At 68.1% G+C, this 26,819-nt stretch carries 24 protein-coding genes; 15 read left to right on the top strand and 9 right to left on the bottom strand.

Going from position 1 to position 26,819, the window contains the following annotated elements:
• Positions 1–10: 10 nt before the first annotated feature.
• From KEG38_RS45310 to KEG38_RS45300, 3 genes are all read right to left on the bottom strand, one after another.
• Entirely contained in the window at positions 11–1,282 is a 1,272-nt protein-coding gene (locus KEG38_RS45310; protein WP_272426972.1) for a DUF455 family protein, read from the bottom strand.
• A 259-nt stretch (positions 1,283–1,541) separates the two neighbouring features.
• Entirely contained in the window at positions 1,542–1,682 is a 141-nt protein-coding gene (locus tag KEG38_RS45305) for a hypothetical protein (RefSeq protein WP_272426971.1), read from the bottom strand.
• A 441-nt stretch (positions 1,683–2,123) separates the two neighbouring features.
• The gene (locus KEG38_RS45300) at positions 2,124–3,038 is read right to left on the bottom strand and encodes a hypothetical protein (RefSeq protein WP_272426970.1); all 915 of its coding nucleotides are present in this window, start codon (positions 3,036–3,038) and stop codon (positions 2,124–2,126) included.
• A 671-nt stretch (positions 3,039–3,709) separates the two neighbouring features.
• Here KEG38_RS45300 and KEG38_RS45295 point away from each other — a divergent pair.
• From KEG38_RS45295 to KEG38_RS45255, 9 genes are all read left to right on the top strand, one after another.
• Positions 3,710–4,474, top strand: coding sequence for a CoA transferase subunit A (locus KEG38_RS45295; RefSeq protein WP_272426969.1), 765 nt, complete (start codon positions 3,710–3,712; stop codon positions 4,472–4,474).
• A gap of 1 nt (position 4,475) precedes the next feature.
• Positions 4,476–5,153: a CoA transferase subunit B gene (locus tag KEG38_RS45290; RefSeq protein WP_272426968.1), complete on the top strand. Its 678-nt coding sequence runs from the start codon at positions 4,476–4,478 to the stop codon at positions 5,151–5,153.
• Between the two features lie 8 nt (positions 5,154–5,161).
• Positions 5,162–6,019: an acetyl-CoA carboxylase, carboxyltransferase subunit beta gene (accD, locus tag KEG38_RS45285; protein WP_272426967.1), complete on the top strand. Its 858-nt coding sequence runs from the start codon at positions 5,162–5,164 to the stop codon at positions 6,017–6,019.
• A gap of 4 nt (positions 6,020–6,023) precedes the next feature.
• Positions 6,024–7,346 (top strand): bifunctional folylpolyglutamate synthase/dihydrofolate synthase, encoded by a 1,323-nt coding sequence (locus KEG38_RS45280; protein ID WP_272426966.1) that lies wholly within the window; start codon positions 6,024–6,026, stop codon positions 7,344–7,346.
• A gap of 62 nt (positions 7,347–7,408) precedes the next feature.
• The gene (gene sthA / locus KEG38_RS45275) at positions 7,409–8,803 is read left to right on the top strand and encodes a Si-specific NAD(P)(+) transhydrogenase (RefSeq protein WP_272426965.1); all 1,395 of its coding nucleotides are present in this window, start codon (positions 7,409–7,411) and stop codon (positions 8,801–8,803) included.
• Positions 8,804–8,915: 112 nt separating this feature from the next.
• Positions 8,916–9,698 (top strand): alpha/beta fold hydrolase, encoded by a 783-nt coding sequence (locus tag KEG38_RS45270; protein WP_272426964.1) that lies wholly within the window; start codon positions 8,916–8,918, stop codon positions 9,696–9,698.
• Positions 9,695–10,672 (top strand): STAS domain-containing protein, encoded by a 978-nt coding sequence (locus KEG38_RS55850; RefSeq protein ID WP_272426963.1) that lies wholly within the window; start codon positions 9,695–9,697, stop codon positions 10,670–10,672. Before KEG38_RS45270 ends, KEG38_RS55850 begins: the two co-directional genes overlap by 4 nt.
• 14 nt (positions 10,673–10,686) lie before the next feature.
• Entirely contained in the window at positions 10,687–11,793 is a 1,107-nt protein-coding gene (locus tag KEG38_RS45260; protein ID WP_272426962.1) for a hypothetical protein, read from the top strand.
• Between the two features lie 454 nt (positions 11,794–12,247).
• The gene (locus KEG38_RS45255; RefSeq protein ID WP_272426961.1) at positions 12,248–12,637 is read left to right on the top strand and encodes a hypothetical protein; all 390 of its coding nucleotides are present in this window, start codon (positions 12,248–12,250) and stop codon (positions 12,635–12,637) included.
• 404 nt (positions 12,638–13,041) lie between these two features.
• On the opposite strand, the gene KEG38_RS45250 is transcribed toward KEG38_RS45255, so the two are convergent.
• Positions 13,042–14,067, bottom strand: a complete 1,026-nt coding sequence (locus tag KEG38_RS45250) for a hypothetical protein (protein ID WP_272426960.1) — start codon at positions 14,065–14,067, stop codon at positions 13,042–13,044.
• 303 nt (positions 14,068–14,370) lie between these two features.
• Here KEG38_RS45250 and KEG38_RS45245 point away from each other — a divergent pair, with 303 nt between their 5' ends.
• Positions 14,371–14,811 carry a DUF2085 domain-containing protein gene (locus tag KEG38_RS45245; protein ID WP_272426959.1) on the top strand — a complete coding sequence of 147 codons (441 nt, stop codon included), beginning with the start codon at positions 14,371–14,373 and terminating at the stop codon, positions 14,809–14,811.
• Here KEG38_RS45245 and KEG38_RS45240 read toward each other — a convergent pair.
• A complete protein-coding gene (locus tag KEG38_RS45240; protein WP_272426958.1) occupies positions 14,808–16,055 on the bottom strand; it encodes a radical SAM/SPASM domain-containing protein in 1,248 nt (415 codons plus the stop codon). The two genes, KEG38_RS45245 and KEG38_RS45240, sit on opposite strands and share 4 nt — an antisense overlap.
• A 30-nt stretch (positions 16,056–16,085) precedes the next feature.
• A complete protein-coding gene (locus KEG38_RS45235) occupies positions 16,086–19,490 on the bottom strand; it encodes a response regulator (RefSeq protein ID WP_272426957.1) in 3,405 nt (1,134 codons plus the stop codon).
• 158 nt (positions 19,491–19,648) lie between these two features.
• Between KEG38_RS45235 and KEG38_RS45230 the strand changes: the two genes are divergently transcribed.
• A complete protein-coding gene (locus KEG38_RS45230; RefSeq protein ID WP_272426956.1) occupies positions 19,649–20,248 on the top strand; it encodes a MopE-related protein in 600 nt (199 codons plus the stop codon).
• A 7-nt stretch (positions 20,249–20,255) separates the two neighbouring features.
• Here KEG38_RS45230 and KEG38_RS45225 read toward each other — a convergent pair whose 3' ends face one another.
• Positions 20,256–21,056: a YwiC-like family protein gene (locus KEG38_RS45225; RefSeq protein ID WP_272426955.1), complete on the bottom strand. Its 801-nt coding sequence runs from the start codon at positions 21,054–21,056 to the stop codon at positions 20,256–20,258.
• A 44-nt stretch (positions 21,057–21,100) separates the two neighbouring features.
• Complete coding sequence (locus tag KEG38_RS45220) at positions 21,101–21,766, bottom strand: EamA family transporter (RefSeq protein WP_272426954.1); 666 nt, start codon at positions 21,764–21,766, stop codon at positions 21,101–21,103.
• Between the two features lie 133 nt (positions 21,767–21,899).
• Between KEG38_RS45220 and KEG38_RS45215 the strand changes: the two genes are divergently transcribed.
• Genes KEG38_RS45215 through KEG38_RS45200 form a run of 4 tightly spaced genes read left to right on the top strand, consistent with a single transcriptional unit; the run spans position 21,900 to position 25,610 of the window.
• Positions 21,900–22,292 (top strand): hypothetical protein, encoded by a 393-nt coding sequence (locus tag KEG38_RS45215; RefSeq protein ID WP_272426953.1) that lies wholly within the window; start codon positions 21,900–21,902, stop codon positions 22,290–22,292.
• 39 nt (positions 22,293–22,331) lie between these two features.
• Entirely contained in the window at positions 22,332–23,141 is an 810-nt protein-coding gene (locus tag KEG38_RS45210; protein ID WP_272426952.1) for a hypothetical protein, read from the top strand.
• Position 23,142: 1 nt separating this feature from the next.
• On the top strand, positions 23,143–23,769 hold the full coding sequence (locus KEG38_RS45205) for a hypothetical protein (RefSeq protein ID WP_272426951.1): 627 nt from the start codon (positions 23,143–23,145) through the stop codon (positions 23,767–23,769).
• A gap of 2 nt (positions 23,770–23,771) precedes the next feature.
• Positions 23,772–25,610, top strand: coding sequence for a TIM44-like domain-containing protein (locus tag KEG38_RS45200; protein ID WP_272426950.1), 1,839 nt, complete (start codon positions 23,772–23,774; stop codon positions 25,608–25,610).
• 9 nt (positions 25,611–25,619) lie between these two features.
• Here the strand turns inward: KEG38_RS45200 and KEG38_RS45195 are convergent, their stop codons facing one another.
• Positions 25,620–26,723, bottom strand: a complete 1,104-nt coding sequence (locus tag KEG38_RS45195; protein ID WP_272426949.1) for a hypothetical protein — start codon at positions 26,721–26,723, stop codon at positions 25,620–25,622.
• Positions 26,724–26,819: the final 96 nt, after the last annotated feature.

Raw genomic sequence — 26,819 nt, 5'->3', positions numbered from 1 at the left:
GGTCGATGCTCTAGGGCTTCGCGTAGCCCCACTCCACCACCTGGGCCATGTCCTCGTCGTCCATCCCCGCCGCCTTGCGCGCCGCGCGATTGATCGAGATATCGAGGCTGAAGGGAAACCTCTTGGGAACCACGGCGTCGCGCATGCGCATGAACGCGAGCTCCTCGAGGGCTTGCTCGGGATTTGCCATTACGAATTCGCGACGAATCTTCTCCAACTGCTCGAGGTCGAACGCGTGCGCTTGCTCGCGCTCCTCGCGCGCTCGGCGCCTGTCTCCGTTACAGAGGTACGTGCTCCAGCGAACGCCGCTGCGAACATGGAAGATCTCGTCGGACATGATGGCCCCGAGGACGCGCGTGACCTGCTCTTGCCCATAGAACGCGCGTTTCTTGATCTGGAGGACGAACCCATCCAGGGACAGCGCTTCCTCGAACGTGCTGCGCAGGAGGAGGCGCCAGAGCAGCTCGCGTTTGCTCCCCGGCTCGCACGGCGCGTGATGGTAGTGGAAGTCGTAGACGCCGGTGCTGATCGGCAGGTCCCCATACGTGCCGCCGAAGTCCTCGAGGGTGTTGATACAGGCCTGCGCGTGCCTCGACTCGTCGAACATCTGGCGCGCCATCGCCGCATGAAACTCTTCGGGCATGTCCGGGTGCTCGTAGGAGCACCGCGCGAACAGCTCGAGGGTGGTGATCTCCTCATCGGTCATGCCATGAAACATCTGGCGCGTGTGCTCGACCTCATCCTCGTAGATGGCGCGCGACGACAGGGCCCCGCGTGTCGCGAACCTCATGTGGCCGGGCCGGCTGGGCCTCGGGACCCGGTCGATCGGAGCCCATAACCACTCGCTGACATCCGTCGGCGCGCCGGCCTCGCGAGCCTCCCAGAGCGCTTGGAGCACGCGCGCGTGCTCCTCGGGCGCTCCGGTGAGATGTTGCGCTTCGTACCAGGCGATCTGGGTCTCCAGGGAGCGCAAGGCGGTCTCGAGCTGCTCGCGAATGTTCGTGTCCAGCACCGGATCGGTGCCTCCCAGCACGTCGACCACAAGGCCCTTTGCGCGTCGCTTGAGGTCGGCGAACAGCGACCAGAGCAGGATCGGCTCTGACGCGCTCCTGTCGATCGCACAGGCGTAGTTTCGCCAGCCCTCGGGCAGGGACAGGCGAAAACCTCCGATCGGGAGGCTCAACGATTGCGTCGTGTTTCGCAGGGTGGAAGCATTCTGCATGCTCGCATATTGAAACCGACCCAGCGTCAGCGTCGTATCGATCCCGACAATCTTGGGCATCCAACCGGCCAGAACATGGGCCGCAGCTCGCTCCAGATAGGCAATCCGCTGCAAGGCACAAAAGATGGCCGGACGCTGCCAAAACTCTCTGCTCATTGTCAAAACTCCAATGGAAGGAGCCTCGAATGCGGCTCTTCGTATCGAGGACGGAGCCGCGCCGCGGCTCCCGAGGTTGATTTCCTTCGCCTCGGGCAGTCTTGGCCGTCTTCGAGGCCTCCGATCGACAAGCGACCGGAGGCCTCGAGTGGGCTTTGGTGAGCTATCGAATGACCGTGACATGCCAGGAGCAACAGCAGCGCGACGAGACCCCCCGGTTGTGCGTCCAGCCCTTGCCCATGCCGAGGGTAACGGCCTCTTCGAGGAGCTGCTTGATCTGGTCGGCCGACAGGTTCTTGAACATGAGGGATTCTCCCGTTCTCATTGAATGTCTGTGTCGCGTCGCAGGTCACCTCTCGATGACTTGCGAGGGCGGGGCCATGGCAACTCGCGGGCCACGGAGAAAACACGGCCTGGCGCCGCGGAGCGCGGTTTTCGGCCGCACGTCGGGCGCGAGGATCGCGCAATGCGTTGCCTGATCACGCAACCGGCGACGCGGCACGAGAGCGGCCGCGTTCGTCTCGATGGTCGCAAGGATCGTGGAGAGCGCGTCTCGCCTTCGGCGAGGTGAAGCAAGCAGCGAGCGGAGCGCAGCTTCTCCGCGTCGTCGTCGCCGGTGCCGGCCAGGCGTTCGAGCGCGGCTCGTTCGTTACCAGCGCGTGCTTCATCTACGAGGGGCCGCCATCCCGACCCTCGATGATGACGAGAGCGTCGCCGTCAAACCCGGCCGCCGTGGCTGGCGCCCTCAATTTTGGCAGCCAATGCGCTCGTTATGCAGCGCGATATCATCGATCCACGCCGTGAAACCGGGCGGGGCTTGCTGATAGTTCGTCCAGCCGATGCGCACCTCGCTGAAAGCGTTTGGGATCTGCGAGCCCTCGTAGTTGCCGGGCCCGTTCGCGAAGCTGATCTGATCGACGTGCACGTCGTCGATGTAGAAGTCGTAGCTCTGCGTCGGCCCGTCGATGTGCCATTCGGCGCAATGCCACTGGTCGTCGAACATCCAGGTGTAATCGCTTCCCTTGCCAAACTCGGCCCCGTTGGGCTGGACGTTGTAGAGGTACTGGACGTGAGAGCCGTTGCCGTCGTTGTTCCAGCCGTCCTTGTCCTCCTTTACGGTATCCACCACGCGGACCTCCTCCGGCCCTGCGGTGGGGCCGTCGCCGTGAAGCGCGACGATGGTCGAGTGGACGAAGGCGTCGGGGACGGGGAGCGCTACCTTGTAGCGAATGCGGCCCCAGTGCCCGCTGCCGAGCTTCGAGCCGTCGTGATAGATGCGGCGCTCCCCGTTGGCAATCGGGCCCAATTTCAATGAGTGGGCGCCGCTCACCGCTTCATCGTCGGCGACCGCGGCGGGGTCGCCGTGCTTGGTCCACCCTTGCGGGATCGCACCGACCTCGGTGGCCTCGAAATCCTCGCAGATGATGTATTTGCCGGGAGAGCATAAAGCTTGATTCTGGCCGGAGCCGCCGGAGCCGCCGGAGCCGCCGCTCCCGCTGCTGGCCGTCGAGCTGCCGCCGGCGCCGCCGGTACTGCTGCTGCTGGTGCTGTCACCGCCATTCCCGCCGCCGCCCGAGCTCGAATTCGAGGGGTCCGAGCTGCAGCCTGCGTGGAATGCGATCAAGAGGAGCGCGAGGCTGCAAGCGTGAACACGATGCATCGTTGACCTTCGACTTTCTGCGCGAATGGTCGAGCACTCGTCCACTCGCCCGTAAGGCGCGTGATCCTACCCCAGGGCGGCCACGGATGCTGTAGAGCTGCGCCCCCAAGCAGAAGAGGTCCCGCTCGGTCGCGAGCCCCCGAGGACGAGACGACCACGTCGCTTGGGGCTCAGCGGCGGCAGAAGCTCGGAAGCGTGCATGAAGGACCCGCGGGAAGGTTCGAGGAGGCGCATCGTGCGACCGACCATCCGCACGACGACGTACGGACACTCTCCAGCCGCCCCCGCACCGGCACCGGCAGCCCCGCGCTTGCTGGCCAGCCCCTCCGCCCGACGTACGGGCTCCCCAAGGCGTTCGAACCAGCGTCCTCTGGCCTTCCACCGGTCGCGAACGACCAGCCAGCCAGCATCAAGCGCCCATCCCCGGTTCCACGGTATGCGCGGGCTTGTCTCCCTCCCATTCCCGCGTGAAGAGCGCCGAGAGGGCCACGAGAGCGCTCGCCTTGTCGACGTTGCCCTTCGGGCTGGGTGCGGGCCTCGGTGCCTCCTTGTGTCTTTCGTTCTTTCCGGACGGACCGAACGTTCAGAAGCGCGCGCGGCCCCGCACCACACCCGCGAACAGCTTATCCCCCTGGCCACCCGGGCGCGGCTCTGGTAGCACTCCCGGCCGTATGAACAAGGTCTACCAGAGCGCCCTCGACGCGTGCCGGGACATCCCAGACGGCGCGACGATCCTCGCGGGCGGCTTCGGCCTCTGCGGGATCCCCGAGAACTGCATCGCCGCGCTGCGCGAGCTCGGCACGAAGGACCTCGTCGTCGTCTCGAACAACTGCGGCGTCGACGATTTTGGTCTCGGCGTGCTCCTCCGGAACAAGCAAATCCGGAAGATGATTTCGTCCTACGTCGGCGAAAACAAGGAGTTCGAGCGCCAGTACCTCTCGGGCGAGCTCGAGGTGGAGCTCACGCCGCAAGGCACGCTCGCCGAGCGCGTCCGGGCCGGCGGCGCGGGCATTCCGGCGTTCTACACCCCGACCGGCGCGCACACCGCCATCAGCGAGGGTGGCCTGCCGGTCCTCTACAACCCCGACGGCTCGGTGAAGAAGTACTCCGAGAAGAAGGAGATCCGTTCCTTCAATGGTCGGGATTACGTGCTCGAACCGGCGATCCACGGCGACTTCGCGATCGTGAAGGCCTGGAAGGGCGATCGGTACGGAAACCTCGTCTACCGCAAGACGGCGATGAACTTCAACCCGATGATGGCCACGGCCGCGAAGGTGACGATCGCCGAGGTCGAGGAGCTCGTGGAGGTCGGCGAGCTCGATCCGGACACGATCCACACGCCGGGGCTCTACGTGCACCGCGTCGTTCAGGGCGCGAAGTACGAAAAGCGCATCGAGCGCAGGACCGTCCAGAAGCCCGAGGGAGCGAGGCAGTAAGATGAGCCTTTCGCGAGAGCAGATCGCACGCCGCGCGGCTTTGGAGCTCCGTGACGGCTTCTACGTGAACCTCGGCATCGGCATGCCGACCCTGGTCGCGAACTTCATCCCGAAAGGGATGGACGTCGTGCTCCAGAGCGAAAATGGCCTGCTCGGCATCGGCCCCTATCCGGTGGCCGGCAAAGAGGACCCGGACCTCATCAACGCGGGCAAGGAGACGGTCACGATGATGCCCGGCTCCGCCACGTTCTCGAGCGCCGAGAGCTTCGCCATGATCCGCGGCGGCCACATCGACCTCGCGATCCTCGGCGCGATGGAGGTCTCCGAGAAGGGCGACCTCGCGAACTGGATGATCCCGGGCAAGATGGTGAAGGGCATGGGCGGCGCGATGGACCTCGTCGTCTCGGCCAAGCGCGTCGTCGTGATCATGGACCACGCCGCGAAGAACGGGTCGCCGAAGATCCTGCGCGAGTGCGGCCTGCCGCTCACGGGCCGGGGCGTGGTGCACCGGATCATCACGGACCTCGCGGTCGTCGACGTGACGCCCGACGGCCTCGTCCTGCGCGAGCTCGCGCCGGGCGTTTCGGCACGTGAGGTGCAGGAGAAGACGGAGCCTGCGCTGAAGGTGCCGCACGACGTGAAGGAAATCGACCTCGACGGCGCCCAAGCATCGACGTAGGGCGTAGAATGAGCTGGCCAGACAAAACACCGCCCAGTGCCGGGGAAAAGCGCTCGATCGGCGCAGGTGTGTTCCGCCGCTGCGAGGGCTGCGGCGAGACCGTCACGGCCGCCGATCTCGCAGCGAATTTCGAGGTTTGCCCGCGCTGCGAGCATCACCACAAGCTCTCCGCGGCCGGCTGGCGGGCGCTGCTCTGCGACGAGGGCGCGCTCGAAGCGTGGGACGAGCACCTCGTGCCCGACGACCCGCTGCGCTTCAGCGACGGCCGGAGCTACAAGGATCGCGTCTCCGCCGCGCAGAAGAAGACCAGCGCGCGCGAGGCGATCGAGATCGGCAAGGCGAGCCTCGGCGGCCGGCCGATCGGGTACGGCGCGTTCGTCTTCGCGTTCATGGGCGGCAGCATGGGCTCGGTCGTGGGCGAGAAGATCACGCGCCTCTTCGAGCGAGCCGCCGAGGAAGAACTGCCCGTCGTGCTGCTCTCGGCCTCGGGCGGCGCGCGCATGCAGGAGGGCATCCTCTCGCTCATGCAGATGGCGAAGAGCGTGGCGGCGCTCGAGCGCTTCCGGCAGCGCCGCCTGCCTTTCCTGTCGGTGCTCCTGCACCCGACGACGGGCGGCGTGGCCGCGAGCTTCGCGTTCCTCGGCGACGTCAACATCGCCGAGCCGAAGGCTCTCATCGGCTTCGCGGGGCCGCGCGTCATCGAAACCACGATCCGGCAGACCTTGCCGCCCGGCTTCCAGCGGGCGGAGTTCTTGCTGGAGCACGGCATGATCGACGCGATCGTCCCGCGCCTCATGATGAAGCAGACGATCGGCCTGCTCCTCGATCACCTGCAGGACGGCCGCGCCGCTCGGACTCCACGCTGACCGGATGACGTCACCACGTCTCATTCCTCTCGTCGACGAGCTCATGCGGCGCGCGAGCCGCCGGGGCATGTCGCTCGGGCTCGAGCGCATGCACGCGGCGCTCGCGGCGCTGGGAAACCCCGAGAAAAAGCGGCGGTTTTTCCACGTCACCGGGACGAACGGGAAGGGCTCGACGAGCGCGATGCTGGAGTCGATCGCGCGGGAAGCGGGCTTCCGGACCGGGCTCTACACCTCGCCGCACCTCTGCCGTTTCGCCGAGCGAATCCGGGTGAACGGCGATCCCCTCGGCGACGACGACCTCGCGGACGCGCTCTGCCGGGTGCTCGCGGTCGCGCCCGATGCGACGTTCTTCGAGGCGATGACGCTCGCCGCGTTCGTCGCGTTCGACGCGGCGGACATCGAGGTCGGCATGATCGAGGTGGGGATCGGGGGGCGGCTCGACGCGACGAACGTGCTCGAACGGCCGCTCGGGACGGCGATCACGTCGGTGGCGCTCGACCACACGGCGCTGCTCGGCGACACACACGCGGCGATCGCGCGGGACAAGGCGGGCCTGTTCCGGCAGGACGTGCCGGTCGTGCTGGGGCCGCTCGACGACGAGGCGCTCGCGGTGGCGCTCGAGGTGGCGCGGGACGTGGGCGCGCGGCCCATCTTGCGGGTGGCGCGGCCGGGCGAGGGGGCGTCGCATGCGGGAGACGTCTTCGTCTTCGAGGCGCGGGCGCTTCCGGATGGGCGCGCGCGGATCGAGCTGCCGGGCCTGTGCGTCGAGACACACCTCGGGCTCACCGGCGCGCATCAAATCGCGAATGCGGCCGTGGCGGCGGCGCTCGTGGCAGCAACCTCGATGCCCACGTTCAAGGCGCTGCCGGGGCTGATCTTGCGCGGCCTCGCCGCGGCGCGATGGCCCGGACGGCTCGAACGCATCGAGAAGGACGGAAAGGCCGTTCTCCTCGATTGCGCGCACAATCCGCACGGCGCGGCCGCGCTCGCCGAGCACGTGCGTTCCCTGGGCTTTTCGCCCGATCGGGTGGTGCTCGTCTTCGGGGCGCTCGCGGACAAGGCGTGGACGGACATGCTCGACGCGCTCGGCCCGCTCGCCGATCGACGCGTGTATGCGGAGCCGAAGGGCCGGGCGCCGGCGCCTGCGACCGATCTCGCGGCGCGTTTTCCCGGCCAGCCCGTGCCCGAGGGGCGGGAGGCGATCGCGCGGGCCCTCGCAATGGCGGGGCCTGCCGACCTGATCGTGGTGGCGGGGTCGATTTATCTCGTCGGTGAGGTGCGGGGCGAGATGCTCGGCCTCGCTTGTGATCCCGTGGTCGCGTTCTGATCACGCGCGGCGCGTGGCCGCTTCGTTGCGAGTTTTGCCGGCCCGACGTACAGTGCGCGCCGATGAGTTCGCGAGCATTCGACGTCATCGTGATCGGCAGCGGCCCCGGCGGGGAAGGGGCGGCCATGAAGTGCGCCAAGGAGGGCCGGAGCGTCTGCGTGGTGGACATGCGCCACCAGGTCGGGGGCGCCTGCACGCACACGGCCACGATCCCCTCGAAGGCGCTTCGCCACGCGATCCAGCGCTTCGTGGAGATGCGCCACGTCCCGGGTTTCCGGGCGAGCCCCGACGCGCAGCCCTCGTTCGGTGACCTCACTCGCACGGCGAGCAGCGTCATCGCGCGCCAGACCGACATGCGGCAGACGTTCTACGAGCGGAACAAGGTCGAGGTCGTCGAGGGCCGCGCCCGGTTCCTCGATCCCCACACGGTGGAGGTCGGGCAGCCGAAGGGCGCGATCGACGTCCTCACCGCGAAAGCGTTCATCATCGCCGCCGGTTCGCGGCCCTATCATCCGCCGGACGTCGATTTCAGCCATCCGCGCGTCTACGACTCCGACACGATCCTCGGGATGGAGGAGATGCCGCAGTCGATGATCGTTTATGGCGCGGGCGTCATCGGCTGCGAGTGGGGCAGCATGTTCCGCATGCTCGGGGTGAAGCTGAACCTCATCAATACCCGTGACAAGCTGCTCTCGTTCCTCGACGACGAGATCGTCGACGCCCTCGCGTATCACCTGCGCGACATGGGCTGTTTGATCCGGCACAACGAGGAGTACGAGCGGGTCGAGGGCCAGGACGACGGCGTGGTCCTGCAGCTGAAGAGCGGCAAGAAGATCAAGGCCGACGTGCTGCTCTGGGCGAACGGACGCACGGGCAATTCGAATGGCATGGGGCTCGAAGAGCTCGGCATCGCCATCGATTCGCGCGGAAACATCAAGGTAAATGAGGCCTACCAGACCTCCACGCCGCACATTTACGCGGTGGGTGACGTGGTGGGTTTCCCCTCGCTCGCGAGCGCCGCGTACGATCAGGGCCGGTTCGCCGCGACACACCTCGTCGAAGGGCGCCTCGAAACGAAGCTCGTGGAGGACATTCCGACGGGCATTTATACCTCGCCCGAGATCTCCTCCGTCGGAAAGACCGAGCGTGAATTGACGAAGGCGGGGATCCCGTACGAGGTCGGCCACGCGCAGTTCAAGTCGCTGGCGCGCGCGCAGATCACCGGACGAACCGTGGGGATGCTCAAGATCCTGTTCCACCGCGAGACCCTGGAGCTGCTCGGCGTGCATTGCTTCGGGGACAATGCGAGTGAAATCATCCACATCGGTCAGGCGATCATGTCGCAGGAGGGCAAGGCCAACACCCTCCTGTATTTCGTGAACACGACGTTCAACTACCCGACGATGGCCGAGGCGTACCGCGTCGCGGCCCTGAACGGCCTGAACCGGGTGTTTTGACGCGAAGCGCGACGCCGGCGCATGGTAGGGCTGTTCGCCAAGGTACGCGTATTCGTGCTTGAGTCGCAGGGGAGGGGTGCATAAGGTGTGTCCTCGGCAGGAGGACAGACCCATGCACGTCACGCAGGCGAACGACGGAATCAAGATTGCTTACCGCAGCTTCGGGGACGGCCCCGAGGTGGTGTTCCTCGTCCACGGGTGGATGGTCTCGGGCGCGGTCCACGACGACCTGCTCGAGCACCTCGACAAGGACGGCCTGCGCGTGATCGTGCCGGACCTGCGCGGCGCGGGCCAATCCGACAAACCCGAGGCGGGCTACTCGATCCAGCGTTATGCCGACGATATCCTGGCGATCGCCGACGCCGAGGGCATCAAGTCGTTCACCGTCGTCGGTCACAGCATGGGCGGTCAGATCGCCCAGTGGCTCGCGGCCTATCATCCGGACCGGGTGAACGGCGCCGTCCTGCTCTGCCCGGTGCCCGCGAGCGGCGCGCCCTTGCCCCCGGAGGCGATCGGCCTCTTCTCGAGCGCCGGCGGCAACCGCGACGCGCAGCGCACGATCCTCGGCCTCGCCTGCAAGGAGCTCTCGCCCGCCTCGCTGGAGCGGCTGCTCGACGACGGCGCGCGCACGCTGCCCGAGGCTGTGCGCCTCTCGTTCGACGTCTGGCGCACGGGTGGGTTCGCCGATGCGCTCTCGTCGATCAAGGCGCCGCTCCTCGTGGTCGGCACCGATGATCCTTTCCTTCCGCCCGCGGCTCTGCGTGGTGAGATCGTCGCAAAGGTCCGCGGCGCTCGTTTCGCGTACCTACCCGGGCCGGGGCACTACGTGCAGGTCGAGCGCCCGCGGGAGACGGCAGCCTTGCTGCAAGCCTTCCTCTCCGCGCGCCGGCCGTGACCCGCGCGCGTCGTGCCCGGACGCGGCTCCTCGCCGCGGTGCGGAGGCGCCGCGCGGGGCCGGTCCGGGTGCATCCGGGCACGGGGCAAGAGCCGGGGCTCGCCGCGCTTCTCGGCTTGCTCGCGCGGAGGCGGGACGACGTGCTCGCGCGCGGCACGGACTGGGTCTTCGCGCTCGCGCCGGATCTCCAGGGCAAGCGGCCGCGTGAAGAGACGGAGAACCTCGTCGATCGGGTCATCACGACGAACGTCGCCGTCCTCGAATCCGGCGACCGGCGGCCGCTGCATACGTTCATCGATTACGTGACGAGCCTGCGCGCGGCGAGCGAGTTCCGCGTCTCCACGCTGCTCCGGGGGTTTCTCTCGTTCAAGCGGGGCCTCGCGGCGGTGATCGCCGAGGAGCGCTGGACCGCGCGCGAGGCCCTCGGCGCGCTCGGGCTCGTCGACGAGGTTTATTACGAGGCGATCTTCGAGCTCTCGGACGTGTACGGCGAGAAGCTCGTGGGGTCGGTGGTGGCGCAAAAGCGCGAGCTCGAGGCCGAGCTCGGGGCGAAACGCGCCGAGCTCGACGCCCAGCACGCGATGCTGCGCGCGCTCTCCTCGCCGATCCTCCGCGTGTGGGAGGGCGTGCTGCTCCTGCCGCTCGTCGGCGAGATCTCGCCCGAGCGGGCCGAGCATGCGAAGAGCGTCCTGCTCCACGCGATCGGCACGTACCAGGCGCGCGTCGTGCTCATCGACGTGACGGGGCTCAGCGTGGTCGACGCGCACGCAGCGGGGGTGCTCGGCGCGATGATGCGCGCGACGGGGCTCGTGGGGGCCGAGGGCATGCTGGTCGGCGTGCGGGGCGACGCGGCGCGCACGTTCGTGGAGATCGGCGAGCTCTTCCCGGGCGCGCGGACCTTCGCGACGCTGGGCGACGGCTTGCGGCATGCGATCCGGCGCGTGCTTCATCTTTCGAAGGCGCGGCCGTTCTGATAAAACCCCGGGCCGTGGCCCTTCCGCCGAACATCTGCCTGGTGAACGCCGCGCGCAGCCTTTGCGACGACGTGTTTTTTGCGATTGCCTCGACGAACCGCCTCGACGAGGGCGTCCTCCGCGCGCTCGCGAAGCGCCGCGCGCCCGTGCTCCAGGCGGCCGCGCGTGGGGCGCCACCCGAGCACCTCGGCGCGTGGGACACGTGGCTCGTGCGGATGGCGGCGGCGATGGCGCCGATCCAGCCGCCGCGGTGGCTCGCGATGGCGGACGTGATCGACGAGGGCATCTCGCTCGAAGGCGGCGCGCGTGGCGTGCGGTCCTTGTTCACGACGAAGCCGAGCGAGAAGGACGTCGCGCGGGTGAAGGCGTTCGGGGGGTTCGCGGCGCGTGCGCTCGCGGCGGTGCTCGGGGCGACGGGGACGTTCCAGATGGAGGCGAAGTCGCAGCGCGGCTGCTTCATCGCGTCACTCGGTTTGCCCGAGGAGGACGAGCGGGCGCTCGCGAAGGAGGAGCCGGCGAAGGCCGAGACGCTCGAAGTGCCGGAGGGTTTGCCGCCGAAGATCGCGCGGGCCGTGCTGCGAGGCGCGTTTTACGCGGCGATGCTGGAGGGGGTCGATCCGCGCGAGGAGCAGGCGGTCCTGGTGATCGGGAAAAAGACGTCTCTGCCGGCCGAGGAGATCACGGCGGCGCACGGGGAGGCGCGGCAGCGCATCGAGGCGGCGCGGGCGTTCGGCGCGCCGTGCGTGGATGCGATCCGGTATGTGCTGGAGGGCGAAAAGGAGAGCGACGAGCTTGCGGTCGCGGCGGCGCGGCTGACCTTGCCCATGAATCACCGCACGGAGGCGATTACGGCGGTGAACGTGGGCGGCAAGGTGGTGCTCGCGAAGAAGCATTCGCTCGACAAGAAGCAACGCGAGGCGGCGCTCGCTTTGGCGTGGGCGGCGGCGTTGCGGTCGGATCCCTCCTATGTGCGGCGGAGTGAGCTTGCATTGCGGCACGACGCGGTGGCCGCGGACCTCGGGGACGAGGGGGCGGGGAAGGATGCGCGTCGCGGGGTGGAATCGTTCATCGAGGACGAGCTCAGGGCGCTCGGGCCGCTGGTGCCGCCGCCATTGCCGTGATGGCACGGCGGGTGGCGTGAAGGCGGCGAGCAGGCGGAGCGCGGGGCATGGGGGATGCCCCGGGTCATGCCGAGGGCTGACGGCCGGGCGTTGGGGATGACCCGGGTCATCAGCGAGGCTGGCGGACGGGGCATGGAGATGACCCGGGTCAGAGCCGAGGGCTGACGGTCAGGCGTTGGGGATGACCCATGGGCGTGCGCTTGCTGTTGCTTCTGCTTGGGGTTGTTGCGGTAGGGACGGGGTGTGGACCTACGGTGACGGCGAGGCAGTGCCGCGATCCGGCGGAGTGCGCCCTGCAAAGAGGTCTCTGTGACAACAGTTGCTCGCACCCTGGTGCCGCCTCCGGTTGCGGAGCGTGTTGCCAAGAGATGGAACGAAAATGCAACGACTGTGACGTCGAGAGAAAGCAGATCGATTTTACTTGCTGCGACTGAACGACCGCGAAGGAAGTATCATGCAACTTCGAATTGGCGCGTTCCTCCTTGTGCAGGGGATCCTGACTGCTGCATGCGGTCGCTCGGATTCAAGCCGCTTCACCATTCAACACAACAAGGTCGAGCGCGTGGAGGGGTGCCATATCATCCTGGACATCTGGAACCCCGATCATGAAACTCCCTATGCGGGTGTACGCTTCGTTTGCGGCGCGCCCGAGTCGGCCCAGCACCAGGAAGCGTGGTGGGGGGACAAGCCCCAGCCCTTGGCGTTCGACATGGGCTTGGGCGAATGCTTGCTACTCGGTGAGAGATTTTATTGCCTGGAGAAGGTCGAGCCCGAAGGTGTGACGTTCAAGGCGACGTACCAATGGGCCAACAGGCACCACGACCGCATCAAGCCGCTTCCCTGATACGGGCCCGCCATGCACAAGCTTGCTCCTCGGTGAGACGTTCTACTGCGTCGAGGCGATCGAACCCGGAGAGGTGACGTTCAAGGCGACGTACAAGTGGGCGACACGGCACCACGACCACCTGAAGCGCATCCCCTAGCCCCACCCCCAGTTCGTCCCGGAACCCAAAAAGTTTGTCTCGGGCTTGACGCCTGGGTTTGTCCTTGGTACGAAGTGTCCTCGGGAGGCCGGCGCGGGCTCTGTGCCCTGGCCGGGTGTTCGTTAGCGGAGTGTCGGCGTCGGTCTCCCCCTTTTCTGCCCGTCGAGGCGAGGTTCCGCGGGTTTGTCTGCGTACTTGCGTGAGGAGTCGGCCAGGCGATAGGACGACGACATGCCTCCGGAGCAGGACATCCCCAAGCTTCATCTCAGGTCCCCGGCGGCGGTTCGCTGACTTCGATATCGAACGTCTCCTCTTGATTGCCCGTGGTGACCTTGAGCGTCGCGCGCCCGGTTGTCACGCTCGAGAGCGCCACGCAACTCGGCGGGATCCACGGCGGCGCCGCCCACGGTTGCGCGTCCTCCGACGACGGCTCGGGGCGCGCGGCCACGACGGTCTCGGACGGCTCGAATTTCCACTTCGCCCCGACCACCGTCCGTCCCTCCGATTTTGCGAGAAAGCAGAAGGTCGTGGCGGAGGCTCCGCGCGTGAGCTTGATGCGCGCTCCCTCCGAGGTGTCGGGCAAGTTCAGGACGATGTCGTCAATCGACGAGGCGACGCGAGCGGCCATCGTCGAAACCTGGCCGCCCGCCCGCACCGTGATCGACAGGTCCGCCTGCGAGGTCGCTCGGACCTCATAACGATCCCAGGCGCGGCGCGAGATGTCGGCGCCCCGGACGTGCATGTCGAGCCCCTCGTCGACCACCTGGACGTCGTTCGAGTCGAAGAGCAGAATTCCGAGCTCCGCCGGATTCCCCGCGAGCACCGCCCATTGATCGGCCTCTACCTTCTCGGACCGGAGCTCCCGCGGGATCAAAGACATCCGCGCGAGTGCCGTGCTCGCGATCTTGACCCTATCGAGCAGCTTGTTCGTCCCCGGCTCGAGGAGCCGCAGCAGCGCCTCGCCCTCGGATGCGCCTCGCAGGACGAGCGACGTGGGGCCCGTCGATTCGAGCGTGGCAATCCTGGAATCGACGAGCGTCGCGTCGAAGCCGGCCACGTAGGCCACGTTGGGCTCCGTCGCGTAATAGACGGTCACCGTTTGCGTGCCCCCGATCGCCGTCGGGAGGAGCAGCTCCTCGTCCGCGTCGTTGACCGTATGTGCCCCGACGAACACCAGGCCCGTCGGCGCCAGATCGGAGCAAGTCTCCCCGATCGGGCACTTGCCATTGGCCTCCGCGCGCTCCCCTTGTTTGCAGGCGAGGAGCGCGAGCCCCGCGAGGACTACGCTCATCGCCATCGTCCATCGACGCTCCCGCTCTTCGGTCGGGCGCACATTTCCCGATTGTAACATCATCTTCGCTCCTCCTCTCGGTTGGCTCACGCGCTGTCCCGGCGTCGTCCTGTGCTTCCAGAACATTGCATCGAGCCGCTCGTGCACGGCTGCAAGCGGCCGTCTGCCCGGAGCGCTCCCGCCGGTGAAGGACCCCTGCATCGATGCGGCGCTGCCCGACGCGGCGAGCGTGACTTCTCGTATCGCATCGGCAGGGCGACGCGGAGTCGCTTGGCAATGGGGAGAGCGGCAAGTTTTGGGCGGATGAACGCGAGGGCAATGCTCCGTGTCGTTTTGGTCCTGGTGGGGCTTTCGCCGTGGCTCTTGCCGTTCTCGCGCGCGTGGCTACCGCTCGGCGGCGCGGGGCAGAGGCTCGATGCCCTCTTTGCGGCGATGTGCCACCAAATCCCGGAGCGCACGCTCGTGCTCGCGGGGGTGGTGATGCCCCTTTGCAGCCGGTGCGCCGGAATCTTCGCCGGCGCTGCGGCGGGCGCGCTGGTCGCGTGGCCTCATCTCCGGCCGCGCGCGTGGCGTTTCTGGATTCTCGGGATGAGCCTATGCATGCTCGTCGACGTGGTCGCCCAGGGCGCTGGGCTTTATCCGGTATGGCACCCATCCAGGCTCGCGACCGGTTTTGCGTTCGGCTACGCGATCGCCGCGGCGTGCGTGGACATGTGCGGTGCGGGCAGAGGCCGGGGGCGCTAACCCTGCGCTTTCCTTACCGGTCGCGTGATCTGGACGAGGGCCTCCGCCGCGCCGAGTGGCGCCGGCTCGGGGGCGTCGAGAGGTTCGACGACGAGCTCGAAGAGGCCGTGATCGAACGGTTTTCCCTCGGCCGCCGCGGCGGGGACGAGCCGCTCGCGTTTGCCCTCGGCGGCGAGCGTGCGCGCGCGGAAATGGCAATACGGGTTGTTCCCGGGGCGGCCGAAGAGCGCGTGCGCCGTGAACGTGCAGCCGCCCATGCAGACCTCGGCGAATGGGCAGGTGCGGCAGAAACCCCAGAGATCGAGGGCGGTGCGGTTTCGCGCGAACGCGAGGGCCGGGGCCTCGTCCCAGATCGCGCCGAGGCTCCTCTCGCGTAACGAGCCGCCGATGTAGGGATCGCTTTGCAAGGAGGGACAACCCTTCACCGCGCCGTCCGATTCGATCCCGAGAACACGTTTTCCCGCCTGGCACCCCATGAAATGGTCGCGCCCGCCCTCTTTCACCGAGCGCAGGAGCGCCTCCTCGGGGCCGAAATAGCCGAGGTTGTTGCCGGGCATCAGCGTGATGCCGTCGCGGAAGGCGCGGCGCTTCAGCGCGGCGATGCGCGGCACGACCTCGAGCAGGTCGTAGGGCTGGAGCAGCATGTCCGGGCGATCGGCGGCGCGGCCGAGGGCGGCCGTGATCTGGACCTGCCAGGCGACGATGCCGAGCGCGCGCAGGTGCTCGTAGAGCGCTTCGAGGTCGCCCCGATTGATGCGGTTCACGTTCGTGTTCGCCGCGACGAGCAGGCCCGCCTCGCGCAGGTGGCCGATCGCGCGCGTGGCGCTCTCGAAGCTCGATTTCGCCCGGCGGATGAGGTCGTGCGTGCGCGCGAGCCCGTCGACGCTCACCGAGACGCTGTGCAGCCCGGCTTCTTTCATGGCCCGCGCGAGCGCCATGTCGATCCCGCGGCCGCCCGTGGTCATCGTGGGCCGAATTCCTGCACGCTCGAGGGCTCGGACGATATCGAGGAATCCCTCGTGCAGGTATGCCTCGCCGCCGATGAGCACGACTTCCCGCGCGCGGCGCTCCTTCAATTGCTGGACGACGCCGAGCGCCTCTTCGGTCCCGAGCTCGGCCGTCCGTGGCCCGCCGGCGCGGGAGCCGCAATGGGCGCAGGGCTGATCGCAGCGGAGCGTGAGCTCCCAGACGACATAGGCGGGATGATCGTCGTCTGCGAGCAGGGGGACGCGGCGGAGGGGCATGGCGGCGCTCAGGTTACCACCACGTACGCCTCAGGCGCCGGTGGATGCGGTGTCCCGGGTCCACTCGATCTCGATCGCGGAAGCGAACACCTCGAACTCGTGCTCCAGGCGATCGAGGAGCTCGTCCGCGCCGTCGAGACTGCGGGAACGCGCCATGCTCTCGAGCCGCGCGCTCGTCTCCGCCACGCGTTTCGCGCCGACCGCGCCGCTCGATCCCTTGAGCGCGTGCGCGCGCCGTTCGAGGTCCAAGGCGTCGCGTTTCTTCAGGGCGCCACGCAGCCCGACCATTCGTTCCGGGGCCTCCGCGAGGAATGCGCGGCCGATCTCCTCGAGGGCCCCGAGCTCGCGGAGCCCATCGACCATTCGCATGTCGAGGACCGGTCCTGCGCCGTCCGACACGACCGCGGGCCGCGGCGCATCCGCGGCGGGCCGCGAAAGCGCCACATGACGCTCGAGCACGCGCTGGAGATCCACGCGCTCGATGGGCTTCGGCACGTGGTCGTCCATTCCGGCCGCGAGCGCGCGCTCCCGGTCCTGCGGCATGGCATTCGCCGTCAGCGCCACGATGGGCGTGCGTGACAATCCGCGCTCCCGCTCCCGCCTGCGTATCTCCTCGGTGGCGCGATATCCGTCCATCTCCGGCATCTGGCAATCCATCAGCACGAGCCGATACGCTCCGCGCTCGAATGCCTCCACCGCGGCGCGACCATTGTCCACCGTGGTCACCACGCAGCCGAGCGTCGCGAGCATCTTCTGCGCGACCTTCTGGTTGACCACGTTGTCCTCGGCGAGCAGGACCGAAAGGCCCGCGTGCGCCCCCGCATCGATGCGTTTTTCGCGTTGGGGCGCCTCGTTCCTCGCCTCCGCGCGTGGCCCCGCGACCGCCGCGAGCGCGGCCACGAGCGCCGACCTGCGCACGGGCTTGTGAATCCGCGCGGCGCGCGCGCCCGGCGGGAGCGGCGGCAGCTCACGCCCGACAGGCGAGAGCAGGACGAACGAAAGGGACGCGAGCTTCGGGCTCGCAAGGACCGCCTGCACGACGTCGGCGCCGCTCATCCCCGGCATGTCGCGATCGAGCAAGAGCACGTCGTACGGCCGCCCCGCGGACGCCGCCTGATGAAGCGAGGTCATCGCCGCGCCGCCGCCGTCGGCCTCGTCCGCCTTCATTCCGAGGCTCGTGAGCGAGGCGCAAAGGGCCGCGCGCGCGGCGAGGCTGTCGTCGACGACGAGCGCGCGAAGACCGGCGACGTTCGGGGGCGCGGCGCCGCGCGACGTGGTTTTCGTGGCCTTTTCGAGCCGCGCCGTGAACCAGAACGTCGACCCCCGCCCAGGCTCGCTCGTGAGGCCGAGCTCGCCGCCGAAGAGGCGCACGATTTGCCTCGAAATGGCGAGCCCGAGCCCGGTCCCGCCGTGCCGCCGCGTGCTCGATCCGTCAGCCTGCGCGAATGCGTCGAAAACACGATCCTGGTCGCCCGGCGCGATCCCCACGCCGGTGTCCTTCACCTCGAAGCGCAGGAGCACCGAGCGCCCGTCATCCTGGACCACCGACACGCTCGTGACGGCCTCGCCCGCGTCGGTGAATTTCACGGCGTTGCCGAGCAGGTTCACCAGCACCTGGCGCAATCGACCCGGATCTCCCGCGAGGTCCTTGGGCACCTCGTCCGGCAATCGCAGCACGAGCTCGACGTGTTTGTCGTGGGCGCGCTGGGCGAGCATGTCGAGCGTGCCTTCGAGGAGCGTATCGAGCTCGAACGGCTCGCGGGCGAGCTCCATCTTGCCCGCCTCCATCTTCGAAAAATCGAGAATGTCGTTGATGATCGAGAGAAGGCTCTTGGCCGAGCCCTGGATGATCTCGGCGTACTCCTTCTGCACAGGAGCGAGCGGGGTCTCGCGGAGCAGCTCGGTCATGCCGAGCACGCCGTTCATCGGCGTGCGGATCTCGTGGCTCATGCGCGCCAAAAACTCGCTCTTTGCGTGCGCCGCCGACTCGGCGAGCTCCTTCGCGGCGCGGAGCTCGTCCTGCGTGCGCAAGAGGGCCGCGTTGTCCTCGCCGAGCCTGCGCCCCATTCCCACGACACCACGCGCCGTCTCGTCGAGCTCGACGACGGCGACGGGGACCGCCTCCTGCGCATAACGACCCTCGCCGATGCTCCGCACGATGTCATTGATGCGCGTGAGCGGATCCGCGATGCTGCGGCTCATGGTCCGCGCTTTGCGGTAGAGATAGACGAAAAAGCAGGTGTAAAAGACGACGAGGCCGGCCACCATGTACACCGCGATGCGCCCGATCCGCCTGCCGAGCGTCACGGCTTGCCCGTCGATCCGGGCCTGGGGCACGATGATGACGAGCTTCCATCCGGTCGCGTCGACCGTGCTCCACGCGACGCGCTTCGCCTCCCCCGCGAGCATCGTCTCGAGGCTTCCCTCCCGCTGCCGCTCCAAGGAGCCTGGAAGCTCGCCGAGATCCTTGCGTTTGTAGAGGTTGAACGCGTCGGGCTTGAAGGTGTCCTTCAGAATGGCGGCCCGATAATCGTGGTTCGTGAGCTCGGTGAGCGCGAAATCCCGCTCCCCGCCCGAGGGCAGGGCCAGGATCGTGCCCGATCGTCCGATCAGGACGCCATAGCCTTCCCAGGGGATTTGCAGCCTGAGCACCTGCTCGACGAGCGTGGCCACCGTGACGTCCGCCCCCACGACGCCTTCGAGCACGTCGCCGCGATAGACGGGCGCGATACATGACGCCATCCAGCCCTGCCCGGCCGGGTCGACGTAAACGTCTGTCCAGACGACCTTGCGTTCCGGGTTGTGCTTCGCGTCGGCCTCGTAATAAAAATTGTACGAGGGAATGTCCATGTCCGGCGGGTATTGCTTGCGCACGTCCATGAACGGATAGATGCGGTTCATCGAGTCCGACGTGTTCAGATACGCCTGGACCCACAAGCGGTTGTTTCGGACGATCGATCGGAGCAGCGGGTCGAGGCGCTCGGACTTCAATACCTTGTCGTGCTCGGCGTCGCCGATCTTCGTGCGGCTGCTGTAAAAGAGAGCGCTCCCTCCCTCGTCGCTCGTTTTGTAATACAGCCCCTCCGGCGCCGGTGCGTACCGCTCGAGCGCCGCCTTGCGCTCCGCCTCCGAGAGGCGAAGCGGTTCAGAGAGGGAGCGTCCGGCCTCGTCCGTGAGCACCCTGACGCCCGTTATGACTGCCGAGAGCTCCTGGTCGAGCAAGACCGCCTCCCGCGACGCGATGCGCGAGAGCTCACCCGTGGCCACCGTGCGTATGGCGGCCGTATTCTCGCGCTGCACGAACCGGTTCGCGCCGAGGTACGCGAGGATGAGGACGACCTCGACGAGCAGCAGCGGAATCAGCGCAGTGCGAAAGAACGCATGCCAGATCCAACGAAAGAGGGGCTGGCTTTGCGGGGTGGTTCGAGGGGGCATGGGTACGGCTCCCCTCGGATCGTGGACGATCGACTCGGGGGGAACGTCTCCAATAAAGAAGAACCCCGTCAGGCCGTCAAGCGCGAGCGTCGCCACAGCTACGCCGCGGATGCCGCGTTTCGCTTGCGTTCGCCTGTGTGCATGACAGCCTTCCTGACATGCTGAAGACTTGCGTATCTTGTGAAGGTTTCGTCCCCGGATCGGCTTCGAGCTGTCCGCACTGCGGCGCGGCCGCACCCGCAGAGAAGGTGCCCTCCGCGCTCGCGGGCTTCGGGAAGAGCCTCGCGACCCTGGCGACGGGTGGGGCCATGGCCGTCACGCTCATGGCTTGTTATGGCATGCCCCCGTGTGATCCGGCCGATGACAAGGACGGCGACGGGTTCTGCCCCACGTACGATTGCAACGACGACAACAAGGACGTCCACCCCCAGCAGCTCGATCCCAAGGGCGACGGGATCGATCAGAACTGCGACGGCGTCGACGGCAACGCCTGGGAGGAGCAGGACGCGGGCGACGGCGGGCCCAAGTGCATTTCTTGCGCGCAGGGGATGTCCATCCTCGGCACCACCGAAGTCGACGTCTGCGAGGGCGCGGCCCTCACGGCCTTCCGGGCGCTCAAACAATGCGCCTGCCAGGACGCCTGCACGGCCGTTTGCCAGGACAACTCTCACTGCACCGGCAACGCGACGACGCCGGATTGCCAGGCCTGCATCGATACGCAGTGCAGCACGCAAAAGCTCGATTGTCAGGAAAACTAGTCGCGGCCTAACGGAGCGTGGCGACGAGGATCCCGAGCGTCGCCACGCTCGCCCCGATGAGCCCCCAGCCGATGCGGCGCAAATGCCGCGTGTGAACCGGCAGCACCGTCACCGCGAGCGAGAGCACTACGAACGGCGCAACCGCGATCGGTGCGGCCATCGGGAGCGCGCCCCGAAGCGCGAGGATCACGCTCGCCGCGCCGAGGCTGATCGTCGCGACGTACGCGGCGACGAGCGTCGCCTTCCCCTCGTGTTTGGCCCGCGCGATCACGGCGCGCACCGCGAGCGTCGACATGAGGAACGCGGTCGTCCAGACGATCCAGGCCACGGCCGCGGGAAACAGCGCGACCCCGCTCGCGAGCGCCACCGGAAATCCCGCGCCCGAGAGCGCCGCGGCCGCGATGATCTCGCCCGCCGCCGTCTTCTCTTCCTTGCGCCAGACGAACGCCATCACGACGAGCCCGAGCAAAACCGGCGGGACGAGCGCGAGCCTCGCTTCGGCGGGCGTGAAGATCAGGAACACGCAACCAGACAGCACCATCGCCGCGCCGAGCCACACGAGCCGCCGCGCCGCGCGCGGGCCGTCCTGCGTGCGAGCCTTCTTGCCCCGCTGCCCGAGCAGGACGAGCACCGGCTCGTGCGCGAGGAACGCCGCGATCCACGCGATCGTCAGGCCAAACGCCGCGATTCCCGGCCGGCCGAGCGCGAGTCCCGCGACGAGCGGCAAGCCGAGCTGACCGTACGCGCCGTGCTCCCGCGGCGCGAGCGAGCGCGCGGGTGCCGGGGAAACGAGCGGGGCGGAGGTCATGCCTTCCCCCATGGCATTCCGCGCGCCGGCTGGCAACGGTCCCGCTAGAGCTCCTCGGACTCCTCGGCGCTCGAGCGAGGATCGTTCTCCTCGACGAGCTCGTCGATCGTGGGCTCGGCGCGCTGCCGCTCTCGCTCGCGCTCGACCTCAGCGTGCTGGATTTCCCGCTGGCGCACGCCCACCGCTCGTTTGGGGTCGTGGCCGTACTCGGCCGTGTGGCGGTTCTGGTTCGGCATGGGTGAAGCCTCCTCCCCGTCTGCACCTTGGGGCGCTTCCTTCGCATCGGAAGGGGTCGCGAGCAGGAGCATCGCGATCACGCCGAGCGCGACGCCGAGCGCGCGCCGCACCGTAAAACCCTCGCCGAAGATGAGCGGGGCGAGCGCGGCCGAGAGGACCACGCCGCCGCCGAGCGCGAGCGTGCCCGTCGCCGCGACCGGGCCGCCGAGGCGGAGCGCCGTGAAGAGCAGCGTCGTCGCGACGCTGATGCAGAGGCCCGCGAGGCATGCCCATACGACGCCGGGTGTGCTCGTCGGCGTGGCCTCGGCCTCGCGACGCACGACGAGCCATGCGAGGATCCCGAGCGCGGCCGTTCCTTCGAGGCAGAGCGCGCCGAGGGCGTCGCCGATGCGTCCGCTCGACGCGCGCAGGGCGAGGTAGTGCAGGCCGAAGAAGCAAGCCGCGACGATGGCGGGCAGGGTCCAGGCGGGCATCCGGCCGACCCTAGTGGCACGCGGCGCCCGGGGGAAGAGCCGGCGGGATCTTGCCACCGGCGCGTGTTCATGAGACACACGTGGACCTGAACTATCGGCCGAGGTGCCCGTCCCTCGGCGATGCAAGGGGATCGTGAAGCCGCTCCGCCATCTCGCCGCCCTCTGCGTGCCCTTCGTCATGGTCGCCCTCGCGGGAGGCCCCTTGGGTTGCCAGCTCATCGGCCTGCCGGATGCGCCCCAGGCGCCGCAGGCCCAGCTCCCGCAGGTGCCCCAGGTGCCCGAGGTGCCCTCCGTCGACATGCCTGCGCCGCCCTCGGTCTCGCTGCCGTCGGCGCCCGAGAAGCCCAAGATGGACGTGCCTCTCGACGAGGACACCGAGGTCTGCTGCCTGCGCAGCGGCCCTGTCGAGCAGGTCTGCGGCGGCTCGGCGAAGCGCTGCTGTACGATCAAGCTGGAGCGCGACGCCTGCGAAAACCAGGGCGGCCTCTGGTTCCACAGCGTCCGCGGTTGCGCCGGCGCCTGTTGACGACGCACGGAGGAGGTGAGGGCTGGTAGACTGGCCCGCATGCCTCTCCGGACGGCGCGGTTTTTCCTTTTTCTGCTCGCCCCCGCATTCGCGACGGGGTGCTTCTTCGGCAAGGATCTGAAGGAGGTTCTCGCCGAGCATCGCGCCCCGGTCGAGGCGAAGCTCGCCAACGTGAAGGCCTTGAAGGAGCAGGCCCGCGCCCTGCCCGTGGTGTCGAGCGACGTCGTCCACATCGCGGGCGGCCCTGCGCCGGTGGTGTCGTGGAGCGGCGGCACGTTCGGGGTCAATGCCGCGATTGCTTACCTCGAGGACCTCGACAATCTGACGGAGCTCGGGAACGTCCCTTATCGGGTGCCCGCGACCGGGACGATCAATCGATGCGCGTCGGCGCTCGCGACACACCGGGAGCCGTACGACGCGGCGCACCCGCAATCGGCACCGCCGACGATCAGTAGCTATCGCGCGGACGAGGTGCTCGACCTCTGCCAGGCGCTCCGGTATCTGCTCGTCGTCCGTTCGCTCGCGTTCGTCGAGCCCTCCGATCCGCGGGCGTCCACCGCATGCAGCCTGTACGATGCAGGCGCGGGCGACGGCGGTGCGGGCGACACCGGGACGTGCCATCGTTTCGACGGCGGGTATCTGAAGGCGGACGTGCTCGTCTTCGACGTGGAATCGGGCAGCCACCTCGGTGGATTCGGGTTTGTCGCGGAAAGCAGCGCCATGGTCGACGTCACCGACGACGGGGCGAACGTCAAGGGCGGGATCGCCGGCAATTTCCATCGCAACATCGAGGAAGCGCTGAAGGCCGCGGCGCGGAAGGCTCTCCCCGGCCTGCCCACCGAGGATTGATATGGCGTCGATATCGTGGCGAAAGGACGGGGCGGAGCGGGCGCAGATCGAAAGCCTCATCAAGGAGGTCGAGACGATGTGCTCCGCGGAGATCGTCATCACGGTGCGACCCCGCTCGGGGGCCTACCGCCAAGCCGATTACCTGTTCGGCGCGATCTGCGCGTTCGTTGGCCTCTGCGTTTACATCTATGCGCCGCCGGAGTTCACGGACGACCTCGTGCCACCGGCGCTGCTCCTCCTGTTCGTCGCGGGCGCCGTTTTTTGCGCCAACGTCGCGCCGCTGCGGCGGCTCCTCCTGCCGAAAGCGTTGCAGGCGCGGCAGGTGCGCGCGGCCGCGCGGGAGGCATTCCTGGACCAGGGAATCGCTGGCACCCGCGACCGCACGGGCATTCTCATTTACATCTCGGTCTTCGAGCGCCGCGCCGAGGTCATCACCGACATCGGCATTCTCCGCCGCGAGAGCGACGGCCAGCCCGCCGAGGCGATTCGCGGGATCGAACGCGCCGTGACCGAGTGTTTGCCCATGGAGGGGTTCGTCTCCGCGGTCCGAGGCCTCTGCGCGTGGCTCAAGGAATCGCTGCCGCCGCGCGCGGACGACATCAACGAGCTCAGCGACGAGGTGAGGTGACCATGACACGGCGCAAGACGCTCCTTGGATCGGCGCTCCTCTCGCTGCTCCTTTTGTGGTCCAACGATGATGCCTTCGCGCGCCCCGGCGGCGGCAGCTCTTTCAAGGGAGGCTCGCGCTCGTCCGGTAGCAGCAGCAGCGGGAGCCGGTCGTCGGGCAGCAGCAGCAGCAGTGGCAGCCGTTCGTCGAGCAGCAGCAGCGGGAGCGGGAGCCGTTCGTCGAGCAGCGGCAGCAGCGGAAGCCGGTCTTCCGGTTCGAGCTGGGGCAGCCGCCCGGTCACGCTAGGCGGCACCAGCGGGGGCGGGTCGAGGAGCTCCGGCGGCGGCGGAGGCTCCTCTCGCAACACCGTTTGGGCCTTTCGCGACCAGGGCGGGGTTCTTCGCGCCAAACAAGCCCCATCGCCCGGCGTATCGATCTATGCCGCACCTCTGCCGCACGCGCCCATTCCGATCGGACCCGACACGACGTCGACCGCCGAGCGCGTCGCCGGGTTCGTCTTCGGCGCCGGGTTCTTCGCCATGGGCGCGGGCGTGCTGGCGGCGCCGATGTTCCTCATCGGGCTCCTGCTTCATAGGCAACGAAAGCGTCACCAGCTCGACGTGGGCTGGTCCTCCGCCGGCCATTTCGTCGCCACCCGGGTCATGAACGCGCCGACCGAGCCGGAGGAGAGCCCGGCCGAGGTCCGCCGCAAGATGGAGCTCCTGCGCGGACAGGACCCCGATTTCTCGGTCATCCTGCTCGAAGACTTCATCACCGCGCTTTACGTCGAGGCACACACGGCCCGCGGTTCGAATGCGCTCGAAAAGTATTCCCCTTACCTGCGGCCGGCAGCACGGAGCACGCTCGGCGCGTTGCCGCGTGTCCCGGTCACCACCGTCATCGTCGGGGCGCTCCGGCTCGTGCATTTCGCGATCGACAGACGGACCCAGCTGAGCCGGCTCGTCGTGGAGCTCGAATCCAATTACACCGAGGACCCGCAGGGTGCCCCGCCGACCTCCTATTACGCGCTCGAGCGCTGGATCCTCGTGCGGGCCTTTGGCGCCCGCTCGCGCTCGCCCGATCGGGTGCGCTCGTTCGCCTGCCCGAATTGCGGCGCGCCGCTCGAACGCACGACGCACGGGCGTTGCACGTATTGCAGCCAGGCCGTGGACTCGGGGCAATTCGACTGGGTCGTCGAGCGGATCGACCTCCTCGCCCGCGAGAGCCGCGGGCCCATGCTCACGGGCACGACGGAGGAGGAGGGCACCGAGCTGCCCACGATCTTCGATCCAGGGCTCTCGGCGGCGCGCATGGAAATGGCGCGACGCGACGCGTCCTTCACCGAATCGACGCTCTTCGGGCGCGTGCAATGGATATTTGCCTCCATGCAGCACGCGTGGACGTCGCTCGAATGGAACCGGGCACGGCCTTGCCTCACGGATCGGCTCTGGCGAGCGCAGAGCTACTGGATCGAGGCGTATCGGCAGCAGGGGCTCCGGAACGTCACCGAGAATGCGCGCATCCTGCGGATCGAGCTCGTGCGTATCGCCGCGGATCGGTGGTACGAGGCCGCGACCGTGCGGGTGCACGCGACCGGGCTCGATTACACGATCCGGCTCGGGGACAACGCCGTCGTCGGCGGCAGGCGCGACAAGGAGCGCGCGTACACCGAATACTGGACCCTCGTGCGGAGCGCGACCCAGCACGGCCCCACGCGCGCGGCTCCGGCCTGCCCGCAATGCGGCGCGACGCTCACCATGGAGATGGCCGAGCGCTGCGGGTATTGCGGAACGCTCGTCGAGGCGAGTACGTTCGACTGGGTGCTCAGCCGGATCGAGCAGGACGAGGCGTACACCGGTTGACCGGGGGGCTCAGCCTCGTCCGCCCGCCGCAGGCCGGGGCAGCGACCGATCCCAGAGCTCCTCTCGATAGGAAATATCGCCGAGAAGCCGCTCGAAATCGGCGATCGGCATGCTGCACCGGCCGTGCTCGTCCTCGATGCGCACGTCCGCTCCCTCGAACCAGCGCTCCCGCGGATCGATGGGGTCGTCATAATGCACGCAGCCATTCTCCCAATCGATCGAGAGCACCAGAATCTTGTGCTCCGCGTGTCGGATCGGCTCACCGCCCGCGTCGCCCTGGAAGCTCGTCACGGCGGGGAGCACGATCGTCGCGAAGACCGGCTCGCCTTTGCGCGTCGATTGATCGAGGATCGACAGCCCGTCGCGCGCGAGGTCGGCGACGCCTTCCGTGGAAATGCCGAGCTTCGCGAAGGCCTTTGCCATCATCGCGTGCTCGGTCGAGAGCGTCTTCCAGGGTTTGCCCGTGACCGCGACGAGGAGCCGCTCGAACGCGCCCATTTCGAGCCCGGTCCCGACGCGCTCGCCGCCCTTGAAGTGGCTGTCGAGGATGTTGTCGTAATCGAGGTCGGGGTATGCGAACTCCATGCACGCGACCTGGAAGATGCGGCTGATGGGGTTTCGCCCGCGCTCGCCCACGTTCGGCAAGAGGATGTCCTCGTCGCAGACGAGCTCCTCGCCCGATCGCAGCGTGGCCCGGCCCGACGCCGAAATGAGCCCGGCCACGAGGCGCGCATATTCGGCCGGATCCTGCACGGCTAGATAGCTTTCGAGGCAGGCCGCGGCGCACGTGCCCTTGAGCCCCTGATTGATGCGCCCCGGATTCGCCAGGTTCTGCACGAGCTCGAAGAGCGCGCGATTTCTCCCCTCCGGCGCCGCGAAGAAGCTCCAGAGCGGGCCCGTCGCGATCGCCACGAGCGATTCGACGAGCGGATGCCCGAGCGCGTCGAGCCGCGCGAGCCGCCCATCCCCCGAGAGCACACGCAGCGCGTCATCGAGCGTCGCGCGCCAGGGCCGCTGCGGCTCCGTCCATCCGGGAATGCGGCTCGGCGGCACGGCCCACGTTTCGATGGTGCCAGCGAGCTCTTCAAAGAGGCTTTCGACGGTGCCTCCCATTCGAACCTCCCTCGCGTAGCATGCCCCCGCGGCCGCGCGATTTCCAGATGGAAGCAGGCTTCCTCCCGCGTTTTCGAATGACGTCCTGGGTCGGAA

It is taken from the genome of Polyangium jinanense (assembly GCF_028435265.1).
Classification (GTDB): Bacteria; Myxococcota_A; Polyangia; order Polyangiales; family Polyangiaceae; genus Polyangium; species Polyangium jinanense.
Note: the sequence above shows the minus strand (reverse complement) of the source record. Positions and strands in the feature narration are given on the sequence as shown.